Here is a 25,441-nt window from a genome sequence, read left to right as displayed (position 1 = left end):
CGCCCATCCCGGGCTCCCTCGACGTCAGGTGGATCCACGGCGCGCCCTCGAAGGGAAAATGATGGCCCGCGGCCTGACGCACGAGATCCGCACGGCGTTCTTCCGGCGCTGGAGCCGCCCATGCGGGGCGGTCCCATATCACCGTAGTAGGGGGGAACTGGCGTATCCCCGGCCGGGCGCGTCGCGCGTACGTTGGCGGAAGCCTCCCACCCGAGGAGTCCACCGGTCATCGGCGTGCCCGCGCCGATGATCCCTTCGGTGCGCCTCGTGGTGGTCACCCCCGACTGAGGAGACCCTTATGCGCGTGGCAAGGTTCCTCCGCACCCTCTCGGTCCTGCTCCTGGGACTGGCCTTCCTGTCCACCGTGTCGCCCGCCCAGGCGGCCGCCCCCTCGGCGAGCGCGGCGCGCGTACTCCGGTACGACGCCAGCCGGGCCGCCGAGTTCCGCACCGTGATGGATCAGGCCGCCCAGGTCTGGAACGCCAGCGTCACCAACGTCCGGCTCGCGGCGGGAACACCCGCCGACTTCGTGGTGCTCGCCGACAACGGCTGGCCCCGCACGAGCACCACCAGCCTGGGCCGGGGCACCATCTGGATGGGCAGGGAGGCGACCGCCGAGGGCTACTATCCCCTGCGCATCGCCACCCACGAGATGGGGCACATTCTCGGTCTGCCCGACCGGCGTACCGGCCTCTGCAGCGACCTGATGTCCGGTCACAGTGCCCCGGTCAGCTGCACCAACGCCAACCCCAGCCCGGCGGAGCGCAGGCAGGTCGACGCCAACTTCGCCGGCTCTCTGCCGCTCGCCGCGTTCGACAAGCTCTACGTCGACCGCCCGGACGCCGCCGGCGACCTGGTCCCGGCACCGTAGCGGGACTCCCGGCGGAGCCACGCCTCCGGGTTCCGGCCTGTCGCGGCCGGGCCCGGGGGCTCGTGCCTATAGTTAGTAAGGTGACCAACTCAACGAGGGCGTCCGCGCGGGGATCGGACAAGCGGCAGCGGCTGACGGCCGCGGCGGCCCGCGTTCTGCACCAGCAGGGCGTGGAGCGCACCACCATCGCCGACATCGCCACCGCCGCCGAGGTGCCCGTCGGGAACGTCTACTACTACTTCAAGACGAAGGACGACCTGATCCAGGCCGCCCTCGGCGAGCACGCCGGGCGTCTCGCCCAGCTCACCCACGAACTCGACAAGCTCCCCGACCCGATCCAGCGGCTGAAGGCCCTGGTCGAGGCCTGGGTCGGCCAGCGCGACGTCGCGGCCCGCTACGGCTGCCCCACCGGCACCCTGGCCGTCGAACTCGACAAACGCGCCGAAGGAGGCCTCGACCTGGAAGCGGGCAGGGTCCTCCGGCTGCTCCTGGACTGGGCGGCGCACCAGTTCCGCGAGCTGGGCCTGCCCGACCCCGACGACCTCGCGCTCACGTTCGTGGGCGCCTACCAGGGCATGTCACTCCTGGCCAACGCCCTGCGCGACCCGGAGGTCATGACCGGCCAAGGAGCCCGCCTCACCCGCTGGCTCGACTCCCTCACCTAGCGGTAGGCGGCGAACCGGGCCAGGAGCCCCTTGGGGGCGTCGTCGGCGAAGCAGACGACCAGGTTCGCGGCCGACTCGGCCGCGGCGGCCTCCGCGCGGAGGAACATCGGCTGTTCGTACGCGGCCAGCGCGACCTCGACGTCGCCGGGGTGGGCCACGAGGGCTCGGGCGAGTTCTGCGCCGTCCTGCATGGCGTTGTTGGCCCCCTCGCCCGCGAACGGCGACATCACGTGCGCCGCGTCGCCCAGCAGGGTGACGCCGGGGACCCGTTCCCAGCGGTGGCCGACGGGCAGGGCGACGATCGGGCGGGGGACGAGCATGCCGTCGGCGTCGGCGACCAGGGCGCGCAGGCCGGGGTGCCAGTCGGCGAAGTGGTCCAGCACGGCCTTCTTGGCCGCTTCGGTGTCGGTGAAGTCGATGTCGTCGAGCCAGGACCGCTCGATCTTGAGCGCGGTGTAGACGTCGAGGCTGCCGTCGGACTCGCGGTGGGCGAGGAAGCCCTTGGCGTCGGAGAGGGCGAACAGCATGCCGCCGCCGACCAGGGCGGCGGCGCGCGGATGCCGCTCGTCCGCGTCCCGGAGACGGGTCTCGACGAACGACACGCCGGCGTAGGCCGGCTCGGCATCGGAGACGAGCGCGCGGACCCTGGACCAGGCGCCGTCCGCCCCGATCAGCAGGTCGGTGGTGAAGACGGCGCCGTCGTCGAGCGTGACCTCGTGCCGGCCGTCATCCAGGGTCCGGGTGGCGGTGACCTTGGAGCCCCAGCGCACCGTGCCGGGCGGGAGGGAGTCGAGCAGCAGGTCGCGCAACCGGCCGCGGTCGACTTCGGGGCGGCCGTGGGAGGACCGTTCGTCGTCCTCTTCCATCAGCACGGTGGCGTGCTTGTCGAGGATCCGCATGGCCTCCCCGCCGGGGAGCACCAGCTTGAGGAAGTCGTCGTGCAGCTCGGCGGCGCGCAGGGCGGCCTGACCGGACTCTTCGTGGATGTCGAGCATGCCGCCCTGGGGGCGGGCGTGCCGGTGGGCGTCGAGGTCGAAGACGGCCGTCTCGATGCCGTTGACGTGCAGGACGCGGGCGAGGGTCAGGCCGCCGAGACCGGCTCCGATGACGGCTATGGGGTGGTGTGCAGGGTCCATGGTGGTGTGTTCACCTCAGAGGGAGTCGGTCCGCGGGGTCGTCCGGGTGCCGTTCACGAGGGCACGGAAGACCCAGGCCAGGCGCTGCTCCGGAGTTCCGGAGACGAGTTCGTCGCCGAGGGCCGCGATCCGGGGATGTGTCTCGGCCGAGACCCCGCGCAGGGCGGCGACGAAGGCACGCTGTTCGTCCTCGGCGGCGATCTCGCGGTCGCGCGTGGACTGCTCGGCGGCGGTGGCGGTGGCAACCTGGAGCAGCACGTCCACCCCCCACGCGGCCTGCGCGTCCGGCACCTCGCCCTCATGGAGAAGGGCGAGGATCGTCTCGACCAGTGCCAGGTAGTTGGGGCCCGTCGGGCGGGCGACCAGCGCGGAGTTGGCGAGGCTGGGGTGCTGGAACAGAACGTGGGTGTAGGAGCCGAGCACGGCGGCGAGGCGGTCGCGCCAGTCTCCCTGTGCGGTGGCCGGGCTCAGGTCGACGGAGCCGAGCATTTCCTCCAGGATCGCCGCGTGCAGCTCGGCGGTGTTGGCCACGTACACGTACAGCGACGCCGGCCCCGTGTCGAGCTCCTGTGCCAGCCGTCGCATCGTGACGCGCTGAAGGCCTTCGGTCTCCATGAGCCGCACGGCCGTGGCGACGATGCCGTCGTAGGTGAGGGCGGGCTTGGCGGGCCGTTCGCGGCGGCTGCGCGGCGCAGGTGTTCGGGGAGCCATGCGGTCAACGATAACGAACATGTTCGTCGCGAACAAGTTCGCGCGCATCAGCCGCCGAGGTGCCGCGCCTCCTGCGCGGGCCGCCGTGATTCGTCCTTCGACGCGTGCGCGGCGGTGAGACGGCGCCCGAGTCGCTGCATGGGTCTCTCCACCGATCGGTACGTCACTGAACTGGCGAGCACGATGAGGAGCACGAAGGTCACCGCCATGGGGATCTGCACGTGGAGCGGCGACCACCGCAGATCACCGGTGATCCTGGTGAAGAGCTTGAGCAGTGGATGGTGCACCAGATACAGCGAGTAGCTGATCAATCCCGCCCCGACGAGGAGCCGTGGCAGGCGCCGGCGCCGCAGGGCCATCGCGCCGGCGAACGTCGCACCGGCCAGGGCGATCGTCGTGATCCAGACGTCCGGCTCGACCCACCACCATCCGGTCTGAACGGCCCGGACGGGAGACAGCGCCACGAGCACGGCGGCGGCGGCCACCGGCCAGAGCGAGCCCGTGCCCTGCTCCCATCGATAGATCACCGTGCCGGTGAACATCACCGCCAGGACGGCCGCGCCGAACCATGGTGTCCGGCTGCTCGACAGCAGCAGGGCGAGTGCCACCACCCCGAGGACGCAGGCCGCGGCCGTCCGGAACCGGCCGGTCATCACGCACACCAGTCCGACGACGAACACGGCGCACGAGCCGTAGGCGACCCAGGCGCCCGTCAGTGGGGGTGCCGGCAGCAAGAGCCCCGCGGCGACGGCGGCGAGGCCGAACAGGACGGCCGGCACGCCGCTCGCCGTGTGCGCCCTGGTCGCGAACAGCGCGGTGACCAGCAGATAGAACACCATCTCGTAGGACAGCGTCCACATGGTGTCGGCCACGCCGGCCATGCCGACGACGTCGAGCAGCATGGTCGCGTGCGCCGCCACCGCCGAGGCGTCCCGCGGGACCTCGTCCCGTACGGGTATCCAGACGCTCATGGCGAGGACCAGGACGATGACGGTGAGATACAGCGGGTAGAGGCGGAAGAACCGGGCGACCCAGAACGCCTTCACGTCCCCGCGGCGCTCCAGAGAGGTGGGGATGATGTAGCCGCTGACCAGGAAGAAGACAAGAATGCCGTAGAGGCCGAGGTTGAACCGGTACGGCCGCAGCGACGGGACGACCCACGGCAGCAGGTGCTCGGCCAGCACCGCGAGCGCGGCGAGACCGCGTAGCGCGTCCAGCCAGGCGAGGCGGCCGGGGGGCGTCATGGTCGCCGCGGCGCATCGACGGAGAAGCCTGTGCCGGCGGCGCCCCGGCTCACTCGTCACGGTGAAGCCGGAGAGGATCGGTCACCACCAAGAGTCCGTGAACCCCCAGAGAGGGAAGTCGAAATCGAAATCGAAATCGTCTCCCCAGCTGCTCCACTTGTTGTGGCCACCGCCCCACTTGCCGTGGTGCCCGTGGTGGCCGTGGTGACCGCCGCCGTCCCAGCCGCTCCATCCACCGTGGCCACCCTCGCCCCAGTCACCGCCGGCGGTGACGGCGGCCGACGCGGTGGCGCCGGTGGCCGCCACGGTGCTCAGCCCGACGAGGCCCCCGGTGAGCGCGACCGTGACGGCGAGCATTGTGGCGAATCTCTTGATCATGCCGGGCATCGCGTTTCCCCCTTGATGTCGGGCCGCCCGGCGAAGGCATTTATCACGCTGATTCGCGATGCATGCGCCAGGCGACTCGTTTCAGAGCTTGCCCACCTAGGGTTTTGCCTGGGACATGGCGTGACAAACAGCGAAAACAGCATCTTGGCAGCTATTTAACATCTCATTATATCTTTCCGGCTGATATTTCCTGATTTGCCCGAATGGGCGACGGGGTGGGAGCACCCCCCGCGTCAGTGGCCCGACACCCGCAGGTAGTGCTGGTTGTACATGACGCCGAGGACGTTGCCGAAGGGGTCGACCACGGAGGCGGTGACGAACCCGGGCCCGCGCTCGACCGGCTTTTCGTACGCCGTGGCGCCCAGGGACAGCAGCCGCTCGAAGGCGGCCTCGACGTCGTCCACATGCCAGTAGATGACCGCGCCGCCGGCCTCCTCCGGGCGGGGGCGGGGGGCGAAGCGGCCGTCGATGATGCCGAGCTCGTGCTGGTGGTCCCCGACGCGGAACTCGACGTAGACGGGCGCGCCCTCCACCGGGCGCGTGAAGTACGGCTCGATGCCGAGCAGTTCGGTGTACCAGCGGGCGGCGGCGGTGACGTCGTCGGCGAAGAAGCTGACGGTGGTGAGGCCTCGCAACATCGGATGGATCCCTTCTCAGCGGGTGACGTCCCCATCCTCCGATCCAAAGTGCTCATCTCCTGAGCACTTTGCTGGAGAATCAGGGTATGCGCGCTGACCGTCTGGTGGCCGTTGTGCTGCTGATGCAGTCCCGGGGCCGGGTGACCGCGGCCGAGCTGGCCGCCGAACTCCAGGTGTCGGTCGCCACCGCCCGCCGCGACCTGGAGGCGCTCGCGACGGCGGGCGTCCCGGTCTATCCGCAGCCCGGCCGCGGTGGCGGCTGGTCCCTGGTCGGCGGGGCCCGCACCGACCTCAGCGGTCTGACGGCGGCCGAGGCGCAGGCGCTGTTCCTGCTCGTCGGCCCCGCCGCGGCCGTCTCCGCCGAGGCCAAGGCGGCGCTGCGCAAACTCGTGCGGGCCCTGCCCCCGACGTTCCGGGCCGACGCCCAGGCCGCCACCGACGCGACCGTGATCGACCCCGTCGGGTGGGGCGCGCACGACCGTCCACGACCCGCGACGGTCGACCTGCTGCAGTCCACCGTCATCCGGCGCCGCAAGGTCCGTCTGACCTACGCGGGGCATGCCGGGGAAGTGACCGAACGGCTGGTCGATCCATGGGGGCTCGTCGACAAGGACGACGTCTGGTACCTGCTGGCGGGAACCGACCGAGGGCGGCGCACCTTCCGCGTCGACCGGATCGTCCGGGCCGAGCCGACCGACCAGCCCGCCGCACGCCCCGACGACTTCGTCCTCGCCACGGCCTGGCAGGAGGTCGTCGACGAGATCGAGCGACGACGCTCACGCATCTGGGCGACCGTGCTGGTCGAGGAGCGGTTCGTACGGATCCTGCGCCACCGGTTCGGACGGCACTGCCACACCGACGGCGAACACGGCGACGGACGTGTCCGGGTGCGGCTCGCCGCCCCGACCCCTCTGGACATCGCCCGTGATCTCGCCGGCTGGGGTGCGACGGTCGACGTCCTCGAACCACGCTCCGTCCAGGACGAACTCGCCCGCATCGGCGCCGAGCTCCTCGGCCGCTACCCCCGCTGAACCTCGGATGGCCCACTGTCCATGCAGCAGCGCACGAAATCCCGGACGACGGGGTTGGTGTCGTCGGCGGGTGCCCATGCGACGCCCACCTCGGTGGGGCTGACCCCGCTGACGGGGCGGTAGGTCACGCCGGGGCGCGCGTAGTACCGGGCGGCGGATTCCGGGGCCAGGGCGATCCCGTAGCCGTTGGCGATGGCGCTCAGCCAGTCGTCGGGCTGGTGGGTGACGGCGCCCACGCGGACCGGATTGCCGTCACGCTCGTCGGCGGCCAGCCAGTAGTCCCGCCACCGGCCTGTTTCGGATGGGGCCGCCACGAACGGCTCCTCCCACAGCTCCCGGAAAGGGATCAGGTCGCGGCCGGCCAGCGGATGTGCCGTGGACAGCGCGACCCAGCGGGGCTCGGTGAACAGCACCTCCACCCGCAGGGCGTCCTGGCCGGGAAAGGGAAGGCGCAGCAGGGCGACGTCGACGTCCCCGGCGGCGAGTCCGGCGGTCGGGTCCGACCAGGAGGCCTGCCGCATGTCGACCCTCCAGCCCGGACGGCGGCCGGCGAACGCCGCGATGATGTGCTGGGTGGCCTCGTTGGCGGCGCTGGCCAGGAAGCCGACCCGCAGTACGCGTGACGCCCGGGCGGCGACGTGCTTGGTCTCCCGCAGCGCCCGGTCCCAGTCGGCCAGCAGGGTGGGCACCCGTCGCGCCAGGGCCCGGCCTGGTTCGGTGAGGGCCATGCCGGCCCGGGAGCGCGTGAACAGCCGCACTCCGAGCTGGGCCTCGAGTTGCTTGATCTGTTTGGTGAGCGTCGGCTGTGACACGAAAAGCCGGCCGGCGGCGTGAGTGAGACTTCCTTCCTCCGCCACGGCCATGAAATACCGCAGCAATCTCGTGTCGACATCCATGCCATCAGGCTATAGACGCAGGTATTGGACGCCAAGAGGGCGCTGGACAAGACTCGTGGGTGCGTTCTCCCGCCCTTCATCACCTTTCTCGCCGAACCGAGGCATACGCATGTCCATCGCATATGTAGCCGTCACCGTCATCACGATCGTGGCCAACGCCGGGGCCGCCCTCGCCGACTTCGTCCGGGCGAAGTTCGTGCTCGCCAACTCGGCCGCGGTGGGGATCCCGCCGTCCTGGATCCCGCTGCTGGGCGCCCTGAAGGCCGCCGGCGCGGCCGGGCTCCTGCTCGGGCTCCTCGGCGTTCGCCTCATCGGGATCGCCGCCGCCGTCGGGCTCGTCCTGTTCTTCGCCGGCGCCATCGCCGTGCACGTCCGCTCCCGCGTGCTCCACAACATCGCCTCGGGGCCCGGACCCTTTTTCGCGCTGGCCGTCGCGTCCCTCGCCCTCGCCTCGGCCACACAGTTCTGACAGCAAAGAATCACCCCATTTTCCCTCCATCGCTACACAGCGAATAAAAGGGGGAATCACCGCCGAAGCAATAAGCCGCATTCACCGTGAGATCAGTGGCGAAACGGGCAAAGTCCGGAAAGATAAAGATATTCATCCACTGGACACGCATGGGCGGCAGCGGGAGGAATGATGGGCAGACGCGTGGCGCCGGTCCTGCTGGGCGTGGAGGCGGCGATGGCGCTCACCCTCCGCCCTCCCGTCACGGGTTCCGTCGTCCACGACGGACGACCCGCCGGGGCACACATTCCGGGGGCTGACCAGCCGCCGGACCCCGGCCGGACGTCCTCAGGGTCCACGGAGGTGACCTTCCAGGTGCTGCCTCTTCCGACCGGCCCACCGACCCCGTGGCCCACCGACTCGCCATCCCCCTGGCCCACCGACTCGCCGTCCCCTCGGTCGACCGGTGTTCCGACGGGTCCGGTCACCACGACCCCGGCCGCCGGTCCGCCCGACGTGGAGAAGACGGTGCGACCGGACATCCACCCGGCGAAGCCCGGCGTCCGGCCGCGGCGGCACGTAACCGGGTCCCTCGAAGCCTCTTCCGGGGACGACGTCACCGCTGAGGAGATCGTCATCACCGGAGGGGAACTCGCCGACATGACCGGCGGCCATCAGACCGACCGCGGCGGGGAGACCGGGACGTCCGGCGAATCCGCTAACGGCACCTACGGCGGCGGGGCCCCGCCGGCCGGTGGCGGCGAGCCCGGCCGGCCGGCGCCGGCCCCCGGAGATCTGCCCTTCACCGGCGCCGACCGGGCGGCTCTCCTGCTCACGGCCTGCGGCGGGACGGCGGCCGTGCTGCTCGGCGCCTTGCTCCTCTACCTGGCCCGCCGGCGGCGCCGGGACACCGACCTGTGAAGCGTCCGGCGCCGGATTCTGGGACGGACGGCCGGGCGAGCCGGTCGTGTTCGTGACAGGACGGAGATCGCCGCCATGCCGTCGGCCGGAAATCCTGGACGGGCGCTTCCCGGTATCGAGGCGCCGCACATCGCAGTCCTCAGAAACATCGCCCATCCCATTCGTTTCGGGGATCGCCGAGATTTTTACCTATTGCCCAATAAAAGCATCCCAAACGCCATGGCACGCTAAATGCCGTGCGTAAGTGGAAACTTCTGGTAAGCGGCCTCGCCGCCACGTCAGCCCTGGTCACAGGGGTCTGTTCGCCGGTCCTCGCCCAGTCCGCGCCCGCCGCCCATTCGGTTCAGACGCGCCTCGCCCCGGAGGTATTCGGGCGCGCCGTCTACCTCCTGGACGCCACCAGCGGTAAATCACTGCTGGACGACAACGCCGCCGAGCGGATGCCGATCGCGAGCCTCACCAAGGTGATGACCGCCTACGTCGTCCTCAAGGAGGCCAAGCCCGGGGACAGCATCCCGATCAGCGGGGAAGACGTGCAGTACGCCGAGGACGGCGGCGCCGCGGCCGCCGATCTGCACCCCGGCGACCGGATCCCGGTCAAGGAGCTGCTGTACGGCCTGCTGCTGCCTTCGGGCGCGGACGCCGCCCACGCACTGGCCCGTTTCTACGGCCCCGGCGTCGGCGGTTTCGTCGCCAAGATGAACGCCACCGCCCACCAGCTCGGGCTGCGCGACACCCACTACGTCAACGCCGACGGGCTCCCCACGCCGGACGGCGACGGCTACTCCACCGCCCGGGACCAGGCGCGGCTGGCCGCACTCGCCCTGCGCGACGACAGGTTCAGGACCGTGGTCTCCACGCAGAGTCACTCGCTGGACGAGACCCAGGAGCACCAGGCCTACACCTGGACCAGCACCAACAAGATGCTCGGTGAGCCCGGTGTGCTGGGCGTGAAGACCGGTTTCACCAGCAACGCCGGCTTCTGCCTGACCTTCGCGGCGGACCGGGCCGGGCACCGTCTGGTCGGCGTGATCCTCGGCGAGGAGGTCTCCGCGCGCCGCTTCGACACGGCCGCGTCCCTGCTGGACTGGGGTGCCGCGTCCGCGCAGAGCCGAGCGGCGGCCTAGAGCGTCCCCCTGCGGGTTCACCGTGAACCCGCCTCGCGTGGGAGACGCCGGAAACGTGCCTGACGACCCTCGTGATGCCGAGGGTCGTCAGGCGGGGGCATGTTCAGTTGAAGCGGCGGAGTCTGAGGCTGTTGCTGACGACGAAGACCGAGGAGAACGCCATCGCGGCCCCAGCGATCATCGGGTTTAGCAACCCAGCGGCGGCCAGCGGCAAAGCGGCAACGTTGTAGGCGAACGCCCAGAACAGATTCCCCTTGATCGTGCCCAGCGTACGGCGCGACAACCGGATCGCGTCCGCCGCCACCCGCAGATCACCACGCACAAGAGTCAGATCCGAGGCCTGGATGGCCGCATCGGTACCCGTCCCCATCGCCAGCCCCAGATCGGCCTGAGCGAGTGCGGCGGCGTCGTTCACCCCGTCCCCCACCATCGCGACCGCGCGGCCCTCACCCTGAAGCCTCTTGACCACCTCGACCTTGTCAGCGGGCAACACCTCGGCGATCACCTCATCGATGCCCACCTCACCGGCGACGGCCTTGGCCACCGCCTCGTTGTCCCCGGTCAGCAACACCGGGGTCAAGCCCAGGGCGCGAAGCTGTGTGATGGCCTCCTTGCTGGTCGGCTTGACCACATCGGCCACCACCAGCACCGCACGGGCCTCGCCGTCCCAGCCGACCGCGACGGCGGTGCGACCGGCGGCCTGTTCGTCCTGGAGCTTGCGCTCCAACTCGACGGGCAGGTGTTGCGACCATTCCTCCAGCAGCCGGGGCCGTCCGACCAGCACCGCATGCCCCTCCACGATTCCCTGGACACCGAGGCCTTCGATGTTGGTGAAGTCCTCCACACTCGCCGTGGAGGCGGCGGCCCGCGCGATGGCCTGCGCGATCGGGTGTTCGGAGGCGTGTTCCAGGGCGCCGGCCAGACGCAGCACCTGGTCACGGTCCTCACCCTCGGCCACGTGCACGCCGACCAGCGTCATCCTGCCTTCGGTGACCGTGCCGGTCTTGTCCAGGACCACCGTGTCGATCTTCCGGGTCGACTCCAGCACCTCCGGCCCCTTGATCAAGATCCCGAGCTGGGCGCCCCGGCCGGTGCCGACGAGCAGAGCAGTGGGAGTGGCCAACCCCAGAGCACACGGGCACGCGATGATCAACACCGCCACCGCGGCCGTGAACGCCGCCGCCACCCCTTGCCCGGTGCCGAGCCAGAATCCGAGGGTGCCGATGGCCAGGGCGATCACGATCGGGACGAAGATCCCCGAGATCCGGTCCGCCAGCCGCTGCACCTGCGCCTTACCGGTCTGGGCTTCTTCGACCAGTTTGGCCATCTGCGCGAGCTGCGTGTCGGAACCGACCCGGGTGGCACGGACGACCAGGCGGCCCCCGGCGTTCACCGTCGCGCCGGTCACCCCGTCCCCCGGCCGCACCTCGACGGGCACCGACTCACCGGTCAGCATCGAGGCGTCGACGGCGGAGTTGCCTTCTTCGATGACGCCGTCGGTGGCGATCTTCTCGCCGGGCCGGACGACGAACCGGTCGCCGACCTTCAGTTGGTCGGTGGGGACGCGGACCTCCGCACCGCCGCGCAGCACCGCCACGTCCTTGGCGCCCAGCTCCAGAAGCGCCCGCAACGCCGCCCCCGCCCGCCGCTTGGAGCGGGCTTCGAAATAGCGGCCGGCCAGGATGAACGCCGTCACCGCCGCGGCGGTCTCCAGGTAGATGTTGCCGGAGCCGTCGGAGCGCTCGATGGTGAACTCGAACGGGTGGGTCATGCCGGGGGTGCCGGCGGTGCCGAAGAACAGGGCCCACAGCGACCAGGCCAGGGCGGCGATGGTGCCAAGGGAGATCAGGGTGTCCATCGTCGCCGCGCCGTGCCGCAGGTTCGTCCAGGCGGCCCTGTGGAACGGCCACCCGGCATAGACGACCACCGGAGCGGCGAGCGTCAGCGACAGCCACTGCCAGTTGGTGAACTGCAACGCCGGGATCATGGCCATCATCACCACGGGCACCGCCAGCACCACGGAGGTGACGAGCCGGTGGCGCAGCGGCCTCAGCTCGTCCTCCTGCTCGGCATCGGGAGCCGCCGTCGTCTCGGGTCTGGGCGGGGCGGGCAGCTTGGCGGTGTATCCGGCCTTCTCCACCTCGGCCACCAGGTCCTGCGGGTCGAGCCCCTCGGGAAAGGTGACCTTGGCCTTCTCGGTCGCGTAGTTGACCGTCGCGGTCACCCCGTCGAGCTTGTTCAGCTTGCGCTCGATCCGGTTGGCACAGGATGCGCAGGTCATACCGCCGATCGAGAGTTCGACCGACCGCTCATCGGTGATGGAGGACATGATCTCTCCTGTCTAGCGTCGTACTCGGCGTCAGTGGCCGTGCTCGCCGTGCCCGCTGGGCTCCGCCGGGCCGGACGCCGGGGTGGCGGCGGCGCGGACGGTGAAGGCGGCGGTGCGGACGGTGCCGCCGTGCTGGAAGTCGAGGAACAGCCGGTAGTCGCCCACACTGGGCACCTCGGCGTAGAAGGTGATCCCCGGACCCGCCGTCGTCCTGCCGTCGCCCGGCTCCCCGTCGGGGTGCACGTGCAGGTAGGCCAGGTCGCCGTCGCGCAGGGCCACCAGGTGCCCGTAGGCGCCGAGGTAGGGCTGCAGGTCGGTGACCGGCTTGCCGTCCTTGCTCACCGTCAGGGTCAGTTCGCTCGACCGGCCGGGGACCAGGTCGCCGTCGAGGGTGACGCTGTAGCCGTCCACTTCGGCGGTACGGCTCGGCGCCGGGAGCGGCTTCGGCTCATACCCCCCAGGGGCGTACAGGTCGACGCCGAGCGTGATCCCGTCGCCGTTCTCCGGGGTGAAGTCGGCGAACGCCCGGTAGGTGCCGGGGGTGGGCAGGGTGAGCGGGACCGACCACGTGCCGTCGGCGGCCATGCTCGGGTGCAGGTGCTGGAAGCCGCCGAGGTCACGTGGAACCACGATGAAGTGCAGCTTCTTGTCGTGCTCCACCTGGTAGGCGGTCACCGGCCTGCCGTCGGGGCCGGTGACGGCGAACCTGAAGTCGGTCGCCTCCCCCGGCTTGATCGCTCTGGTCAGCGGGGTCAGGGTGTAGCCGTCCTGGGACACCTGCAGCCCTCCCGGGACCGGTGCCGTCTCGGCGGACCCCCCGTGCCCGCTCTCGGCGTGGGCGCCGTGGCCGGCCGCGGCGGGCGGCATGTCGCCGCCCACCGCGCCACCGGCTCCGAACGCCCCGCCGAAGACCACGGCGAGCCCCAGGACGTACGCCCCGATCTTCGCGGGCGCGTTCACGGCCGGCCGGCCATTTCGTAGCCTGCCCGCTCCACCGCCGCGCGGATCTCCTCGTCGGAGAACCCGGTACCGCTGACGGTGACGGCCCCGGCGGCCAGGTCGACGTCGACACCGGTGACGCCCGGGACCTGGCCGATCTCCGCGGAGACCGACGAGACGCAGTGGCCGCAGGTCATGCCGCTCACCCCGTAGATGTTCGCGTTCTTGTCCTCGATCTCGACCGTCGCGGTGGAACGCTCATCGGTGCCGCAGGCGCAAGCAGTGCACATGGGTTCATCCTTTCTTACCCGAGGGGGGTATCTCGTGACTGGAACTATAACATACCCCCCTAGGGTGTCCAGTGGACGAAGTTATCCACAGTTTCCACAGACTCGTACACAGGTTCGAAATCTCTGTCGACACCTGTGGCACCGAGCCGGTGGAGACGGTCGGTGGCAGAGCCGCTTCAGCGGCCGAGGAGGTCGGTGGCCTGGGTGAGCACGGCTTCGACCGGGATGTCGGACACCCACGAAGGGTCGTGCTCGCAACGGTCGGCGGTGACGTCGACACCGCTGACGCCGCAGGTGGGGCACCTCGTCGTCCACGAGATCAGGGGACGATGATCGGCCCTGGTCAGCGGGCCGGCGTTGATCAGGTTGCCGCACCAGTAGATACCAACCGTCGGTGTGCCGACGGCGGCGGCCAGATGGCGGGAGCCCGTGTCGTTGGAGATCAACAGCGCGCACCGTTCGTACAGCGCGGCCAGGCCTCCGACGCTGAGGTCGAGGACCGGCGTCGCAGGCGTGCGCATCGCGGCGACGGTCTCGGTGACCAGGTCCTTCTCGGCGGGGGTGCCGGTCACCGCGGTCGGACGGCCGAGCCGGTCGGCGACGGCGGCGAAGCGGTCGGCGGGCCAGCGGCGCCGCGGGTCGCTGGCGCCGGGATGGACCGCGACCAGCCCGGGCGGCGGCTCCCCGAGGGCGGCCGCCAGCTCGGCCCGGTCGGCGCCGGTGACCGTGATCCGGGGCTCCAGATCGGCGGTGGTGGCGCCGACCAGGGCCGCCACCTCCAGGAACCGCAGCGTCTCGTGCTGGAAGTACAGGTAGGGCACGTTGCGATCCAGAGGTTCGGCGTCCGGGGTGCGCAGGCCGGCCGTCACCCGGGCGCCGAGGCTGCGGACGAACGGGTTGGAGTGGCGTCCCCCGCCGTGGATCTGCACGGCCAGGTCGAAACGCCGTTCCCGGAGCCGTTCCAGGAGCCCGACCGGCAGGAGATGCCCGCTCTTCTGGGTGGAGAGCCCCGTGACGAGCGGCAGGGCGACCACGTCGTCCACCGGCCCCGGGCGCCCCGCGAGGAACGCGGCGTGCCAGGGGGTGCCGATCAGGGTGACCGAGGCGTCCGGGTAGGCCCGCCTGAGCGCCTCGATCGCGGGCACGGCCACCAGGTAGTCGCCGAGCGCGTTGGCCCGCAGGACCACGACGCGCTCCACTCCCTCGACCAGCACCCCGCCGGTCACGGCGAGTCCAGGACGTAGTCGTAGCACTCGGCGCTTCTGTCGTGCACGGTGGTCGGCAGTTCCAGGTGGTAGGCGCGGCTCGGCAGCAGACCCGCCCCGCCGTACCTCTCCATGACGCGGAGTTCGGCGACGACGTCCTCCCCGGAGTGGGCCGGGGGCACCGAGCGCCAGAATTCGAAACCACCGCACTCGACCAGCCGCTCGCGGTCGTAGAGGACGCAGCCGCCGATCCAGGCCACCTTGTAGGGCCACCAGGCCCGGCCCGTGCCCACCCGCCGCGCCAGGTGCAGCGGGTTGGCGGCGTTGTGGAGGGTGTGGCGCCACCATCGCGGGTCGTGACGCCGGATCCGCTCGGGAAGCACCGTGGAGGTCCATTCCTCGTACGGGAGCAGCTCGTGGGGCCGTAGGTCGTCCCGGTACGACAGGCCGTGCAGCGCGAAGCCCACGAAACCGCACCCCAGCTCCTCGACGGCCGAAAGCAGCACCTCCACGGCGTCCGGCTCCAGCCACACGTCGTCGTCGAGGTAGAGCACGTACCGGCGGGCCGCCTGGTCGAGCAGGAACTGGCGCTGCTCGGCCAGGCCACGCGGCGGGACGTGGCGGAGCACCTCGACGGGACGGTCACGGTGACGGAGGATCCTGACCGCGGCGGCCACCAGGGCGTCCTCGGCGACGGGGACCTCCGACTGGTCGGAGACCACGACGCGGAAACCCGCGGCCGTCTGCGCCGCGAGGCCCGCCAGCGTCACCGCCAGCGCCGCTGGACGATCCCTGGTGGGAATCAGCACGTCCAGATCTGCAGGATCTCCCATAGCGCGTGGCTACCCCCCGCCGACCTGGGCAAACGACGGCGTCCGCACCGCTGGCGGCGGGTAGCTGGACTGAGGGGGGACAGATGATCAGAGGCTACGTGGAGCAGCCGAGCCCGCGGGCAGGGGACCGGCTGACGCTTCGCGTGGCGACCGACGCCCCGGCGTTCCGGGTGGAGTTCTACCGGTGCGGCGCCGAACTGGTGCCGTACGGGGTGTCACAGTGGCTGCCGGGCCGGAACGCGCCGCCGCGCCTGCCGTTCCAGGACTGGGGCGAACCAGGCGACGGCCGCGCGGGCTGGCCGGGGTACCCGCTGCCCGCCCCCAGGCGGACGGGGGTCTACGTGGCGGTCCTGGTGGAGGGGGACGGCGACGGGCGGGAGTCGTCCACGCCGGACCGGACGACGGCGGACGGGCGGGAGGCGAAGGCCCTGTTCGTCGTACGTCCGGCGCGTCCGTCCGCGGCCGTGCTCTACAAGATCCCACTGCTGACCTACCACGCCTACAACCTGGTCGACGGGCAGGAGTACGACCCCGCCACCGGGCGCGGCCACTGGTGCCTGTACAACATGCCCCGCCCAGAGGAGCTGCCGCCGGGAGCGCCCGCGGCCGTGGGGCTGCACCGGCCGGGTGGCGGTACGGGCGGAACGCCGTACGACATCGGCAACTTCGACCCGTTCGACCCCACCCCCCGCCAGACCTTCGCCCACTGGGACGGGCGCTTCATCGGCTGGATGGAGCGGCAGGGGTACGGCGCGGACTACTGCACCGACGTCGACCTGCACCGGTACGGCCCGGAGCTGCTGGCCCCGTACCGGCTGCTCGTCAGCGTCGGGCACGACGAGTACTGGAGCGACGCCATGCGGGCGGCCGTCGAGGGGCACGTGGCGGGCGGGGGCGCGGCGGCGTTCTTCGGGGGGAACACGTGCTGGTGGCGGGTGGTGTTCCACGACGAGGTGACGTTCTCGCGCACGGGATTCTGGCACGAGCTCGGGCGGCCCGAGAACGGGCTGACCGGGGTGAGCTTCCGCAACGGCGGCGAACGCGACCGGGACGAGCACCCGGTGCCGGTGGGGTACCGGGTGCAGAACGCGGGGCACTGGGTGTACGAGGGCACCGGGGTGCGGGACGGCGAGCTGTTCGGCGAACGGGAGTACCTGGTCGGGTACGAATGCGACGGGGCGGAGTTCGACCGGCAGGCGTACCGCAGGGACGGTCACGCCGTTCCCACCGGCCGCGACGGCACGCCCGAGGAGTTCGTCATCCTCGGCGTGGGCGACGCCCGGGCGAGCGGGTGGGGGCTCGGCAACGGGGCCGCGACGATGGGGATCCACACCCGGGGCGGCACGGTCTTCACCGCCGCCACCACCGACTGGGCCCGCGCCCTGACCACCTGCCCCGTGGTCCGGCAGATCACCCGTAACGTCCTGGACCGCCTGGGCTAGTGGGGTCTGGCCGGAGGTTGCCAGTCCTCGCCGGGGATGGGGGGTTCTTCGCGCTTGCGGATCAGGTAGGGGGGCATCGCCAGGGCGTGCATGTTCGTCTTGCGGAGCGTCTCGATCGACTGTTCGGGGGTCTCGGTCAGCGGGTCGCCGGGGCCGTTGAGGGAGGTGTTGATCAGGACGGGGCAGCCGGTCCAGTCGAACCACCTGGTCAGCAGGGTGTGCAGGAAGGGCGTCGAACCCCTCTCCACGGTCTGCAGCCTGGCGGTGCCGTCGACGTGGGTGATCGCGGGCAGCCGCCTGCGGTACCGGGGGCGTACGTTGGCGGCGTACTGCATGAACGGCGCGGGGCGGTCCACCTCGAAGATGTGCCCGGCGTGCTCGGCCAGGACCAGCGGGGCGAGCGGCCGGAACCATTCGCGGCCCTTCACCTCGAAGTTGATGTAGTCCTGCATCTCCGGCCTGCGCGGGTCGCCGAGGATGCTGCGGTTGCCGAGCGCCCGCGGGCCGGACTCGCTGCGTCCCTGGTGCAGGCCGACGACGCGCCCGTTCGACAGCAGCGCCACCATCGCGCCCGCCAGGTCGGCGGGCCGCTCGGCCACGAGATCGGCGGGCAGGTTCCGGACGGCGGCGGCCAGCTCGTCCGCGTCCGGTTCCGGGCCGAGGAAGTCGTCGGTCCAGCGGAACCGGCTCTCCACGCCGAGGCAGGCGATGAGACCGTACAGCGCGCACCCCACGGCGGTGCCGCCGTCGTGGGGGCTCGGCGGGATGAACACCGCGCGGAAGGGCGAGCGGCGGATGAGGATGCCGTTGGCCGAGCAGTTCAGCGCCGTCCCGCCGGCGAACACCAGGTTCGTCTCGCCGGTCCGCTCGTGCAGCCACTCGGCGAGCCGCGCCAGGGCGTTCTCGAACGCCCGCTGCCCCGCCGCCGCGAGATCGGCGCAGCGGGCGAAGCGTTCGGGGCCGTCGGCGAGGTAGCGGTAGGCGTCGTCGTGGCGCTCGAACGTCCTCGTCCACTCCTCGGGGATGAGGACCTCGTGCCCGCGCACCTCCAGGTCGGGCAGGCCCAGGGCGTCCGGGTCGCCGAAGGGGGCGAGGCCCATGACCTTGCCCTCGTTGCCCTCGCCGGAAGGCCAGAGCATCTTGGTCAGCAGCGCGTAGAAGCAGCCGAGCCCGGCCGGGCGGGTCCAGTCGCCGTCCCAGACCTGCTTGGCCAGGCAGGAGAGGCGGCCGCGCTCGCAGTGGTAGAACGAGCCGATCTCCAGCATGTGCCCGCCCGTGCCCGGCGGCAGGTCCACCTGCTCGGTGAGGTCGCGGACGTGGCTGCCCTGGGCGTCGATCACCAGGCCCGCGGCGTGGTCGAACGGGGAGGGGTGGAACGCGCTGTACAGGTGGGACAGGTGGTGGGAGACGAGGACGACCCGCGCGTCCGGCTTCAGGTCGAGCGTCCTGCGCAGTTCCTCGCGGTAGGCGTCGAGGTTCCCGATCTCGGTGTCGGAGGAGTAGCCCTCGACCACCAGGTCGACGGGGTCCTTCAGCAGCGGCATCCGGGGCAGGTAGCGGTCCGGCAGGTCGCCGAGCCGTCCCCAGTGGTGTTTGCGGCGGCTGACGCGCTCCTTCTGCAGGCTGTACATCTCGGACGCGCCCCGTGCGACCGCGATCGATCCGTCCTGGGTGCGGTTGATACCGACAACGATGGGAACGTCCGTCATCCTGGTCCCTCCTCGCTAGTCGGGAGATACCCGCGAACCGGACAAAGCCATCCATAAGGGATGCAAGGCCTCCCCTCAGAGCCGGGGTGACGTCTCCCGGGGGCTCGCCAGCACCCGCGCGGCCGCCTCCAGCACCTCGTCCACCGTGATCTCCAGCAACGCCGGATCCGGCACGTGCGTCAGCACATGCCGTTCGCCGTCTCCGTGCCACAGGGCGGCGTGCAGCGGCTTGCGCGGCGGTCCCCACAGGCGCGGCGACGCCGGCCCGAAGAGCACCACGGACGGCCGCTCGTACGCGCTGGCGACGTGCGCCACCCCCGTGTCACCGCTGACCACCAGCGAGGCCTCGCACACCAGCGCCAGCAGCGCCTCCAGGTCGGTGAGGCCGGCGAGATTCGCGGCGACCGGCAGACCGGCGGCCCCGGCGACCCAGGCGGCGAGTTCACGTTCGGCGGACCCGCCCGTGACGACCACGTCATGGCCCTCGGCGGCCAGGGCACGCGCCACGGCGGCGAACCGCTCCGGCGGCCAGCGCTTGCTGCCGTAAGCGGCGCCGGGATGGACGACGCTCGCCCCCGGTCGTGGGCTGGGCACGGGCGGCGGCGGCAACAGCAGGTCGTCCTCGCGCGCCACGGCGCCGTCGGACCTGACCAGCCGGCACCACCGGGTCACCTCGTGCTCCACCGCGAGGACGGGCGGGCCGGCGGTGTGCCCGGCCTCCGGGCAGGCGAAGGCGACCAGACGCCCCGGCCGCGTCGCCAGCAGGGCCCGTACGCTGCCGGGCAGGACTCCGTGCAGGTCGACCGCCACGTCGGGGGCCCGCACCGGCGGCGGGCGCAGCCCGGTGTGCGGGACGATCTCGTCGACCGCCCCGGTGAGCGTCGCCACGGGGGCGAGCGCGGGTGAGACCGCGAGCATGAGGCGGTGCCCCGGATGACGCCGCCGCAGCGCACGCAGCGCCGGCACCGCGACGAGCAGGTCGCCGAGGTTCAGGGCGCGAAGCACCAGCAGGCACGGGCGGGTGCGGACAGCGGGCACGGCCGAGTCGTACCCGGAAAAACCGCCCAGGTCGCGGTCGCCGCGCCACCGGGTTTTGAGGAGCGCTCCTTCAGGTATGGCTCCTGGTGAAGAAGGGCCCCGGGCTCCTCCTGGCGGCCGCCCGGTCGTCCAGCGCACGAACTCCCCTCGCGGACGGCGATCGGCCTCACGACAGGTCGCCGTCGACCGTTGCCGTCTACGCGTCGAGGGATTCCTTCCTATGAACGAGAAGACCGTCAGCGCCGTGGTCGTCGGGGACGTGATGCTCGATTCGTGGCTGCACGGATCGGCCAAACGCATCGCGGCGGAGGCGCCCGTACCGGTGATCAGCCTCGAAGGCACCGACGACGCGCCCGGCGGGGCCGCCAACACCGCCGCGAACCTCGTGGCGCTCGGCGCCCGCGTCCGGCTCCTCGGCGTCGTCGGGGACGACGAGTGCGCCGACCTGCTCACCCACCTCCTCCAGTTGTACGGCGTCGAAACCGAGCTGCTCACCGTGCCCGGCCGGCGCACCACCCACAAGCGGCGGCTGATCACCGGCGGGCAGCTCACCGCCCGCTACGACGAGGAGGACCTGGAGCCCATCCCGCCCGCCGTCGAGGAGGAACTGATCGGCAGGCTCGCCCCCGCCGTCGCCGGGGCCGGCGTGGTCGTGGCCAGCGACTACGCCTCCGGCGTGTTCACCCCGCGGGTCCGCCGCGCCCTGGCGCGGGCGCCGCTGCTGGTGGTGGACGCCCACTCGGTCGCCGCCTGGCGCGACTGCGCGCCGACCGCCGTGTTGCCCAACTATGACGAGGTGGTGCGGCTGCTGGACGACGAGGGCGAGGGGGTCGACCGGGTGGACTTCCTGATGTCGCGCTCCGAGCGGCTCCTCGCCGCCACCCGCGCCCGCCTGGTCGTCACCACGCTCGACGGGGAGGGCACCCTGCTGCACCGCCGGGGCCACCCGCCGTACCGCACCTATGCCGAGCCCGCCCCCCAGCACATGGCCACCGGCGCGGGCGACACCTTCACCGCCGCCTTCGCGCTGTGGCTCGCGGGCGGCGCCTCGCCGGAGGAGGCGGCCGAGGCGGGGCAGGCCGCCGCGGCGGTCGTGGTACGCCGTCCCGGCACCTCCGTCTGCACCCGCAACGAGCTCCTGCGCGCGATGCGCAGGGACGACGGCGTGGTGCAGCCGCCGCAGCGACTGGCGCAGCTGGTGGACGAGCGGCGGCGGCGCGGCGAGCGGATCGTGTTCACCAACGGCTGCTTCGACCTGCTGCACCGGGGTCACGTGTCGTACCTGGAGCAGGCGCGCAGGCTCGGGGACGTCCTGGTGGTGGCCGTGAACAGCGACGCCAGCGTGGCCCGGCTGAAGGGCCCCGGGCGGCCGGTCAACCCGTGCGAGGACCGGATGTCGGTACTGGCCGCGCTGAACCACGTCGACTACGTGACCTCGTTCGAGGAGGACACGCCCGAGCGTCTGCTCCGCATGATCAGACCGGAGATCTACGTCAAGGGCGGCGACTACACCCCCGACATGCTGCCGGAGGCGCCCCTGGTACGCGCCCTCGGCGGGGAGGTGAAGGTGCTCGGATACCTGTCCGACCGGTCGACCACGGCGATCATCAGACGGGTGACGTCCCTCCCGGCGGACTCAGCCTAGGCGGGCGCCCGTGGCGATCCGCCAGGCGGGCGGGGTGCGGGAGACACGGCGGCTCGAACGCCACAGGCCGACCAGCCAGCCCACACCGACCACCGAGACCAGGGCGAGGCCGCCCCAGTACAGCGCGGTGAACGACTCCAGCTGGGCCTCGGTCGGCCGGGGCAGCCACCCGTGCGAGAGAAGCGCGCGCTGCGTGGGGCTGCTGGTGAGCAGCAGGGTGACGACCAGGGCGATGGAGTGCATGGAATCCCACAGGGCGTGCAGCGCCGAGACGCCGAGGTAGGTCAGCACGAGACGACCGGTGATCATGAAGTGGTCGCGGGTGCTCGCGCTGAACAGCACGCCGCCCAGGATCGCCGTCCACAGCCCGTGACCGACCGGGGCGAGCAGCCCCCGCAGGACCTCGGTCTCCACCAGCTGCATCAGGGACAGCCCCTTGACGGTGAAGAGCGCGGTGAAGGCGTACCCGGCGGACTCGAAGGCGGCGAACCCGAAACCGACGGCCGCGCCCAGGATCATGCCGTCACGGACGGTCTTGTGGACCAGATGGCGGGTGAGGACGGCCAGGGCGGCGAGCTTGACCGCCTCCTCGATCAGGCCGACCCCCAGGAACAGCCACGGCGAGGGGCTCAGAAGGTACGTCTCCAGGACCGAGGCGCCGAGCACCCCGAGGACGCCGCCGGTGAGGAACGTGCTGAACACCAGCGTCGGCGTCAGCTCGCCGGTGTCACGGCGCTCGAAGGCCCACACCACGAACGTCACCGGCACCAGGAAACTGCCCAGCAGCACCAGGGTGGGGATGAGGTTCGGATTCCCCGTGAGGAAGGTGATCACCACGGTCAGCACCCACAGCGTCAGCCCGGTGAGGAAGATCCTCAGCCAGGGACGCCGCGCGGACGACCTCAGGGGGGTGGTGGACGTCGTCATCGGCCCTCCTCGCTGTCAGGGAGCGACCTCCGTCGGCCCTACCCCTCCCAGGGTTCCGCGATCGGCGGGAGGGGACGGTTGCGGGCCGGGTCGCGAGGGTCTCCGGCGGCGATCACTCGAAGTCGTCCGGATTGAGTTCCTTCAGGTGCTCCCGCATCGTGTCGTCCACCGTGGAGCTGTCGTACCCGGCCCTCCCCCGCGGAGCGGTCTCCGCACGCCCCTTCTCCTTCGAGGTGGCGGCTTCCTCCCCCGGTCCACGCTCGGTCGGGGTGCCCTTTTCCTCGGACGTCGCGCTCACGGCTCCTCCTCGTGCTCATCGAGGGCATGGCGATCGGAACGTTGATTGATACCCGCCCGAAGGAGCCGGTACGCCGCCGTTTGCCATGGCGGGGCGAACAGTTGACCGCTCAAGGACCGTGAGCCGTGTTCCTCCGGCCGCGGGTGGACCCGTAATGACAACGGCACCCAGGGTTTACCCGTCTGCGGTCTTCGACCGGTCCTGTAAGGCCTAGCGTTGAACCGATGATTTATAGTCCGCCGGTCACCTGACCCGACGAGGGAGGCGACCCGGCACCTCGTCGGCCGTGAGCCGGCAGGCATGTGGCCCCCTCGGCGCGCACGCGGTGCGAACCGATGCCCGGCCCACCACGTGATCGATTGGCGTAGTGCGATGAAGTCGAGGACGGGGTCTTCTGTCGCGCCGAGGAGCGCGCCTTTCCCCGGCCTGACCGTGGGAATCGAGGAGGAGTTCGTCCTCGTCGATCCGGCGACCGGACAGCCGGCCCCGGTGGCGGAAGAGGTCATCCGGGATCTCGGCATGCCGATGACCGGCCAGGTGGTGCCGGAACTGACGCGCTTCCAGGTGGAGACCAACACCTCCATCCACAGCGACCTGCGATCTCTCGCCCGCGAGCTGGTGGAGCTGCGCGCCGCCGCCTCGGCTGCCGCGAACCGCGCCGGGGCCGCCCTGCTCGCCTGCGGGACCTGCCCGGCCGGCAACGCCGGCATCCCTCCCCTGAGCTCCTCGCCTCGCTACTGGCAGATGTCACACCACTATCGGGCCCTGCTGCTCGGCCAAGGAGTGTGCGGCTGCCACGTGCATCTGGGGATCGCCGACCGCGAGGAGGCGATCCAGGTCAGCAACCACACCCGTGCCTGGCTGCCGCTGCTGCAGGCGCTGACCGTCAACTCGCCGATCGCGTACGGCGCCGACACCGGGTACGGCAGCTGGCGCGCCATCCAGTGGGCACGCTGGCCCAGCGCCGGGCCGCCGCCCTTGTTCGCCTCGGCACGGCACTACGACGACCTCGTCGACCACCTCCACTCGATGGGGGCCATCCTGGACCGGGGGATGGTCTACTGGATGATCCGGCCCTCGCACCACCTGCCGACGCTGGAGTTCCGTCCGGCCGACAGCTGCGCGACCGTCGCGGAGGCCACGATGCTGGCCGCGCTGCTCCGCGCCCTGTCCTCCCTCGCCCTCGCCGACGTGCGGCAGGGCGTCCCGCCGCCACAGGTCGACCAGACGTCGCTGTCGGCGGCCTGCTGGCGGGCGGCGCGTGACGGCATGGAGGGCCACACCTTCGACATCCTGTCCGGCCGCCTGCTGCCGAGCTGGCAACTGCTCGACCGGTTCCTGCGGCACCTTCGTGCCCACCTGGAGATCAGCGGCGATCTCCCGCTGGTGACCTCCGCCCTGCGCACCCTGCGACGGCACGGCTCGGGCGCGGCCCGCCAGCGTGCCGCCTACCGCCGCCGCGGCCGCCTCGCCGACGTCGTCGGCCTGCTCGTCGCGCAGACCACGGCCGTCCCCGGCTTTCTCGAACCACACGGCACCGCCGCAGAACCGTCCGCCGTCTGAGGGCGGTCTCCATCGAGCGGAACCGGCCCGCTGGTGGGGTACACCCGCGCACGCCGGACGCGGGCGGGAAATCCGCCGGCACGGGCAAGGGGCACGCGGTTACCCGCGGAAAACGAAAACCATCTCTGCCCGGAAAACCGGCCATCGGCCCGAGGCGCCGCCTTAGCGCCGCACCGGGAAAGCGTCTCGGACGACCGCTCGTCTCCCGGCGCAATCCGCTTCGCGCGGGGCTCGTCAGCGGGGGCCTGCCCCGTTTCCCGGCAAAGCGGGGGAAGACCGACCAAGGGCCCGGCCTACGAGAGGCCGGGCCCTTCACGTCATTGCGTCATAGCGCTCGGCGCCGCGAGATACGCCATAAACCTGGCCGGGCACCGCTGGTGGATACGGCCGCCGGGAGCGAAGGTGTGCCGGCCGCCGGGCATCATTGCTCGGCGCCGCGAACTCGGGCGGAATGCGGGCGCCGGGACGAGCAGGGCCTCACTCGGCCACCGCTGCGCACATGAAGACCTCGGATACTGCGAAAACGTTTACACCGTCAGGACGACGGTCCGTGCGTCTCGGGCCCCCACTGGCCGGTTGCCGGAAGGGACGTGCGTCGTTACCGGGCTGAAGGAGACTTCGCGGGTCAGTGCGCCGCTTCGTACCGCGCCACGATGTGGGAGGCGATGCGGCCGCGCTCGCTGACCTCGAGCCCCTGAGCCTTGGCCCACGCCCGGATCTCCGAGCTCCTGTCGCGCGACGGCCGCTGAGGGGCCCCGGCACGCTTGCGACCCCGGCCCGCGGCGGCGGGGGAACGGCGCGCACAGGCGATGTAAGGGGTCAGCGCCGCGCGAAGGCTCTTCGCGTTGTCGTCGCTCAGGTCGATCTCGTACTCTGTACCGTCGATGGCGAACATCACGGTCTCTTTCGCTTCGCTCCCGTCAAGGTCGTCGATGACGAGCTTCTGAATCTGCGTGGCCATGAGTTGTTCCTTTCACAGCAAGTGCGACGTTAGCCGTGAATGAAGATATCCGGTGTCGCTGACTTTTCGCTGGGAAACCGGAAAGCACGATTACCGGTCTTGCCACGAACCCGACGCATTGCTTGTCTACACATTGCCGGTCGCCATGGCGAGCACCGCATTGCCACCTCGGTGATAGCGACGCCCC

25 protein-coding genes are annotated in these 25,441 nt (G+C 71.3%); 9 read left to right on the top strand and 16 right to left on the bottom strand.

Annotated elements, in window-relative coordinates:
- Nucleotides 1-298: 298 nt before the first annotated feature.
- Both KIK05_RS16320 and KIK05_RS16315 read left to right on the top strand, forming a co-directional pair.
- Nucleotides 299-871: a snapalysin family zinc-dependent metalloprotease gene (locus KIK05_RS16320; RefSeq protein WP_214411554.1), complete on the top strand. Its 573-nt coding sequence runs from the start codon at nucleotides 299-301 to the stop codon at nucleotides 869-871.
- Nucleotides 872-951: 80 nt separating this feature from the next.
- A complete protein-coding gene (locus KIK05_RS16315; RefSeq protein ID WP_214411553.1) occupies nucleotides 952-1,536 on the top strand; it encodes a TetR/AcrR family transcriptional regulator in 585 nt (194 codons plus the stop codon).
- Here the strand turns inward: KIK05_RS16315 and KIK05_RS16310 are convergent.
- From KIK05_RS16310 to KIK05_RS16290, 5 genes are all read right to left on the bottom strand, one after another.
- Nucleotides 1,533-2,672: an FAD-dependent oxidoreductase gene (locus KIK05_RS16310; protein WP_214411552.1), complete on the bottom strand. Its 1,140-nt coding sequence runs from the start codon at nucleotides 2,670-2,672 to the stop codon at nucleotides 1,533-1,535. The two genes, KIK05_RS16315 and KIK05_RS16310, sit on opposite strands and share 4 nt — an antisense overlap.
- 15 nt (nucleotides 2,673-2,687) lie before the next feature.
- On the bottom strand, nucleotides 2,688-3,383 hold the full coding sequence (locus KIK05_RS16305; RefSeq protein WP_214411551.1) for a TetR/AcrR family transcriptional regulator: 696 nt from the start codon (nucleotides 3,381-3,383) through the stop codon (nucleotides 2,688-2,690).
- 47 nt (nucleotides 3,384-3,430) lie between these two features.
- Nucleotides 3,431-4,627, bottom strand: a complete 1,197-nt coding sequence (locus tag KIK05_RS16300) for an acyltransferase family protein (RefSeq protein ID WP_214411550.1) — start codon at nucleotides 4,625-4,627, stop codon at nucleotides 3,431-3,433.
- A gap of 81 nt (nucleotides 4,628-4,708) precedes the next feature.
- On the bottom strand, nucleotides 4,709-5,005 hold the full coding sequence (locus KIK05_RS16295; RefSeq protein ID WP_214411549.1) for a hypothetical protein: 297 nt from the start codon (nucleotides 5,003-5,005) through the stop codon (nucleotides 4,709-4,711).
- A 242-nt stretch (nucleotides 5,006-5,247) separates the two neighbouring features.
- Nucleotides 5,248-5,652: a VOC family protein gene (locus tag KIK05_RS16290; protein ID WP_214411548.1), complete on the bottom strand. Its 405-nt coding sequence runs from the start codon at nucleotides 5,650-5,652 to the stop codon at nucleotides 5,248-5,250.
- Between the two features lie 86 nt (nucleotides 5,653-5,738).
- Here KIK05_RS16290 and KIK05_RS16285 point away from each other — a divergent pair, with 86 nt between their 5' ends.
- On the top strand, nucleotides 5,739-6,683 hold the full coding sequence (locus KIK05_RS16285; RefSeq protein WP_214411547.1) for a helix-turn-helix transcriptional regulator: 945 nt from the start codon (nucleotides 5,739-5,741) through the stop codon (nucleotides 6,681-6,683).
- Here KIK05_RS16285 and KIK05_RS16280 read toward each other — a convergent pair.
- Nucleotides 6,671-7,579: a LysR family transcriptional regulator gene (locus tag KIK05_RS16280; RefSeq protein ID WP_214411546.1), complete on the bottom strand. Its 909-nt coding sequence runs from the start codon at nucleotides 7,577-7,579 to the stop codon at nucleotides 6,671-6,673. The two genes, KIK05_RS16285 and KIK05_RS16280, sit on opposite strands and share 13 nt — an antisense overlap.
- A gap of 109 nt (nucleotides 7,580-7,688) precedes the next feature.
- Here KIK05_RS16280 and KIK05_RS16275 point away from each other — a divergent pair, with 109 nt between their 5' ends.
- From KIK05_RS16275 to KIK05_RS16265, 3 genes are all read left to right on the top strand, one after another.
- Nucleotides 7,689-8,048, top strand: coding sequence for a DoxX family protein (locus tag KIK05_RS16275; protein ID WP_214411545.1), 360 nt, complete (start codon nucleotides 7,689-7,691; stop codon nucleotides 8,046-8,048).
- 507 nt (nucleotides 8,049-8,555) lie between these two features.
- Nucleotides 8,556-8,948 carry a hypothetical protein gene (locus tag KIK05_RS16270; protein ID WP_214411544.1) on the top strand — a complete coding sequence of 131 codons (393 nt, stop codon included), beginning with the start codon at nucleotides 8,556-8,558 and terminating at the stop codon, nucleotides 8,946-8,948.
- A 236-nt stretch (nucleotides 8,949-9,184) separates the two neighbouring features.
- Entirely contained in the window at nucleotides 9,185-10,075 is an 891-nt protein-coding gene (locus tag KIK05_RS16265; RefSeq protein WP_214411543.1) for a D-alanyl-D-alanine carboxypeptidase family protein, read from the top strand.
- A gap of 103 nt (nucleotides 10,076-10,178) precedes the next feature.
- Here the strand turns inward: KIK05_RS16265 and KIK05_RS16260 are convergent, their stop codons facing one another.
- The 5 genes from KIK05_RS16260 to KIK05_RS16240 all read right to left on the bottom strand — a co-directional run bounded on the left by KIK05_RS16260 (nucleotide 10,179) and on the right by KIK05_RS16240 (nucleotide 15,671).
- Entirely contained in the window at nucleotides 10,179-12,404 is a 2,226-nt protein-coding gene (locus KIK05_RS16260) for a heavy metal translocating P-type ATPase (protein WP_214411542.1), read from the bottom strand.
- A 30-nt stretch (nucleotides 12,405-12,434) separates the two neighbouring features.
- Nucleotides 12,435-13,364, bottom strand: a complete 930-nt coding sequence (locus KIK05_RS16255; protein ID WP_214411541.1) for a DUF8832 domain-containing protein — start codon at nucleotides 13,362-13,364, stop codon at nucleotides 12,435-12,437.
- Nucleotides 13,361-13,633 carry a heavy-metal-associated domain-containing protein gene (locus KIK05_RS16250; protein WP_214411540.1) on the bottom strand — a complete coding sequence of 91 codons (273 nt, stop codon included), beginning with the start codon at nucleotides 13,631-13,633 and terminating at the stop codon, nucleotides 13,361-13,363. The genes KIK05_RS16255 and KIK05_RS16250 overlap by 4 nt, the downstream gene beginning before the upstream one ends.
- Nucleotides 13,634-13,809: 176 nt before the next feature.
- Nucleotides 13,810-14,886, bottom strand: a complete 1,077-nt coding sequence (locus KIK05_RS16245) for a glycosyltransferase family 9 protein (RefSeq protein ID WP_308249947.1) — start codon at nucleotides 14,884-14,886, stop codon at nucleotides 13,810-13,812.
- On the bottom strand, nucleotides 14,856-15,671 hold the full coding sequence (locus KIK05_RS16240) for a glycosyltransferase family 2 protein (protein WP_214411539.1): 816 nt from the start codon (nucleotides 15,669-15,671) through the stop codon (nucleotides 14,856-14,858). The genes KIK05_RS16245 and KIK05_RS16240 overlap by 31 nt, the downstream gene beginning before the upstream one ends.
- A gap of 83 nt (nucleotides 15,672-15,754) precedes the next feature.
- Between KIK05_RS16240 and KIK05_RS16235 the strand changes: the two genes are divergently transcribed.
- Entirely contained in the window at nucleotides 15,755-17,113 is a 1,359-nt protein-coding gene (locus tag KIK05_RS16235) for a N,N-dimethylformamidase beta subunit family domain-containing protein (RefSeq protein ID WP_214411538.1), read from the top strand.
- Here KIK05_RS16235 and KIK05_RS16230 read toward each other — a convergent pair.
- Together KIK05_RS16230 and KIK05_RS16225 are read right to left on the bottom strand one after the other, a co-directional pair.
- Nucleotides 17,110-18,822, bottom strand: a complete 1,713-nt coding sequence (locus KIK05_RS16230) for a carbamoyltransferase family protein (RefSeq protein WP_214411537.1) — start codon at nucleotides 18,820-18,822, stop codon at nucleotides 17,110-17,112. The two genes, KIK05_RS16235 and KIK05_RS16230, sit on opposite strands and share 4 nt — an antisense overlap.
- A gap of 75 nt (nucleotides 18,823-18,897) precedes the next feature.
- Nucleotides 18,898-19,860, bottom strand: coding sequence for a glycosyltransferase family 9 protein (locus KIK05_RS16225; protein ID WP_308249946.1), 963 nt, complete (start codon nucleotides 19,858-19,860; stop codon nucleotides 18,898-18,900).
- Nucleotides 19,861-20,080: 220 nt separating this feature from the next.
- Here KIK05_RS16225 and rfaE2 point away from each other — a divergent pair, with 220 nt between their 5' ends.
- A complete protein-coding gene (gene rfaE2 / locus KIK05_RS16220; RefSeq protein ID WP_214411535.1) occupies nucleotides 20,081-21,505 on the top strand; it encodes a D-glycero-beta-D-manno-heptose 1-phosphate adenylyltransferase in 1,425 nt (474 codons plus the stop codon).
- Here rfaE2 and KIK05_RS16215 read toward each other — a convergent pair.
- Both KIK05_RS16215 and KIK05_RS16210 read right to left on the bottom strand, forming a co-directional pair.
- A complete protein-coding gene (locus KIK05_RS16215) occupies nucleotides 21,497-22,432 on the bottom strand; it encodes a PrsW family intramembrane metalloprotease (protein ID WP_214411534.1) in 936 nt (311 codons plus the stop codon). The two genes, rfaE2 and KIK05_RS16215, sit on opposite strands and share 9 nt — an antisense overlap.
- Before the next feature lie 112 nt (nucleotides 22,433-22,544).
- Nucleotides 22,545-22,730 carry a hypothetical protein gene (locus KIK05_RS16210; protein ID WP_214411533.1) on the bottom strand — a complete coding sequence of 62 codons (186 nt, stop codon included), beginning with the start codon at nucleotides 22,728-22,730 and terminating at the stop codon, nucleotides 22,545-22,547.
- A 372-nt stretch (nucleotides 22,731-23,102) separates the two neighbouring features.
- Between KIK05_RS16210 and KIK05_RS16205 the strand changes: the two genes are divergently transcribed.
- The gene (locus tag KIK05_RS16205; RefSeq protein WP_214411532.1) at nucleotides 23,103-24,293 is read left to right on the top strand and encodes a carboxylate-amine ligase; all 1,191 of its coding nucleotides are present in this window, start codon (nucleotides 23,103-23,105) and stop codon (nucleotides 24,291-24,293) included.
- A 625-nt stretch (nucleotides 24,294-24,918) separates the two neighbouring features.
- On the opposite strand, the gene KIK05_RS16200 is transcribed toward KIK05_RS16205, so the two are convergent.
- Nucleotides 24,919-25,254, bottom strand: a complete 336-nt coding sequence (locus KIK05_RS16200) for a histone-like nucleoid-structuring protein Lsr2 (RefSeq protein WP_214411531.1) — start codon at nucleotides 25,252-25,254, stop codon at nucleotides 24,919-24,921.
- Nucleotides 25,255-25,441 lie beyond the last annotated feature (187 nt).

Source organism: Sphaerisporangium fuscum (genome assembly GCF_018531465.1).
Lineage (GTDB): Bacteria > Actinomycetota > Actinomycetes > Streptosporangiales > Streptosporangiaceae > Sphaerisporangium > Sphaerisporangium fuscum.
The sequence above is the reverse complement of the archived record's forward strand: the minus strand, read 5'-3'. Positions and strand labels throughout refer to the sequence as shown.

Bases quoted from the DNA above. Each gene is read 5' to 3' on its own strand.
- KIK05_RS16200 (WP_214411531.1), bottom strand. From the start codon at position 25,254: ATGGCCACGCAGATTCAGAAGCTCGTCATCGACGACCTTGACGGGAGC.
- KIK05_RS16240 (WP_214411539.1), bottom strand. From the start codon at position 15,671: ATGGGAGATCCTGCAGATCTGGACGTGCTGATTCCCACCAGGGATCGT.
- KIK05_RS16230 (WP_214411537.1), bottom strand. From the start codon at position 18,822: ATGACGGACGTTCCCATCGTTGTCGGTATCAACCGCACCCAGGACGGA.
- KIK05_RS16280 (WP_214411546.1), bottom strand. From the start codon at position 7,579: ATGGATGTCGACACGAGATTGCTGCGGTATTTCATGGCCGTGGCGGAG.
- KIK05_RS16310 (WP_214411552.1), bottom strand. From the start codon at position 2,672: ATGGACCCTGCACACCACCCCATAGCCGTCATCGGAGCCGGTCTCGGC.
- KIK05_RS16215 (WP_214411534.1), bottom strand. From the start codon at position 22,432: ATGACGACGTCCACCACCCCCCTGAGGTCGTCCGCGCGGCGTCCCTGG.
- KIK05_RS16320 (WP_214411554.1), top strand. From the start codon at position 299: ATGCGCGTGGCAAGGTTCCTCCGCACCCTCTCGGTCCTGCTCCTGGGA.
- KIK05_RS16295 (WP_214411549.1), bottom strand. From the start codon at position 5,005: ATGATCAAGAGATTCGCCACAATGCTCGCCGTCACGGTCGCGCTCACC.
- KIK05_RS16205 (WP_214411532.1), top strand. From the start codon at position 23,103: ATGAAGTCGAGGACGGGGTCTTCTGTCGCGCCGAGGAGCGCGCCTTTC.
- KIK05_RS16260 (WP_214411542.1), bottom strand. From the start codon at position 12,404: ATGTCCTCCATCACCGATGAGCGGTCGGTCGAACTCTCGATCGGCGGT.
- KIK05_RS16275 (WP_214411545.1), top strand. From the start codon at position 7,689: ATGTCCATCGCATATGTAGCCGTCACCGTCATCACGATCGTGGCCAAC.
- KIK05_RS16305 (WP_214411551.1), bottom strand. From the start codon at position 3,383: ATGGCTCCCCGAACACCTGCGCCGCGCAGCCGCCGCGAACGGCCCGCC.
- KIK05_RS16290 (WP_214411548.1), bottom strand. From the start codon at position 5,652: ATGTTGCGAGGCCTCACCACCGTCAGCTTCTTCGCCGACGACGTCACC.
- KIK05_RS16300 (WP_214411550.1), bottom strand. From the start codon at position 4,627: ATGACGCCCCCCGGCCGCCTCGCCTGGCTGGACGCGCTACGCGGTCTC.
- KIK05_RS16235 (WP_214411538.1), top strand. From the start codon at position 15,755: ATGATCAGAGGCTACGTGGAGCAGCCGAGCCCGCGGGCAGGGGACCGG.
- KIK05_RS16250 (WP_214411540.1), bottom strand. From the start codon at position 13,633: ATGTGCACTGCTTGCGCCTGCGGCACCGATGAGCGTTCCACCGCGACG.
- KIK05_RS16285 (WP_214411547.1), top strand. From the start codon at position 5,739: ATGCGCGCTGACCGTCTGGTGGCCGTTGTGCTGCTGATGCAGTCCCGG.
- rfaE2 (WP_214411535.1), top strand. From the start codon at position 20,081: ATGAACGAGAAGACCGTCAGCGCCGTGGTCGTCGGGGACGTGATGCTC.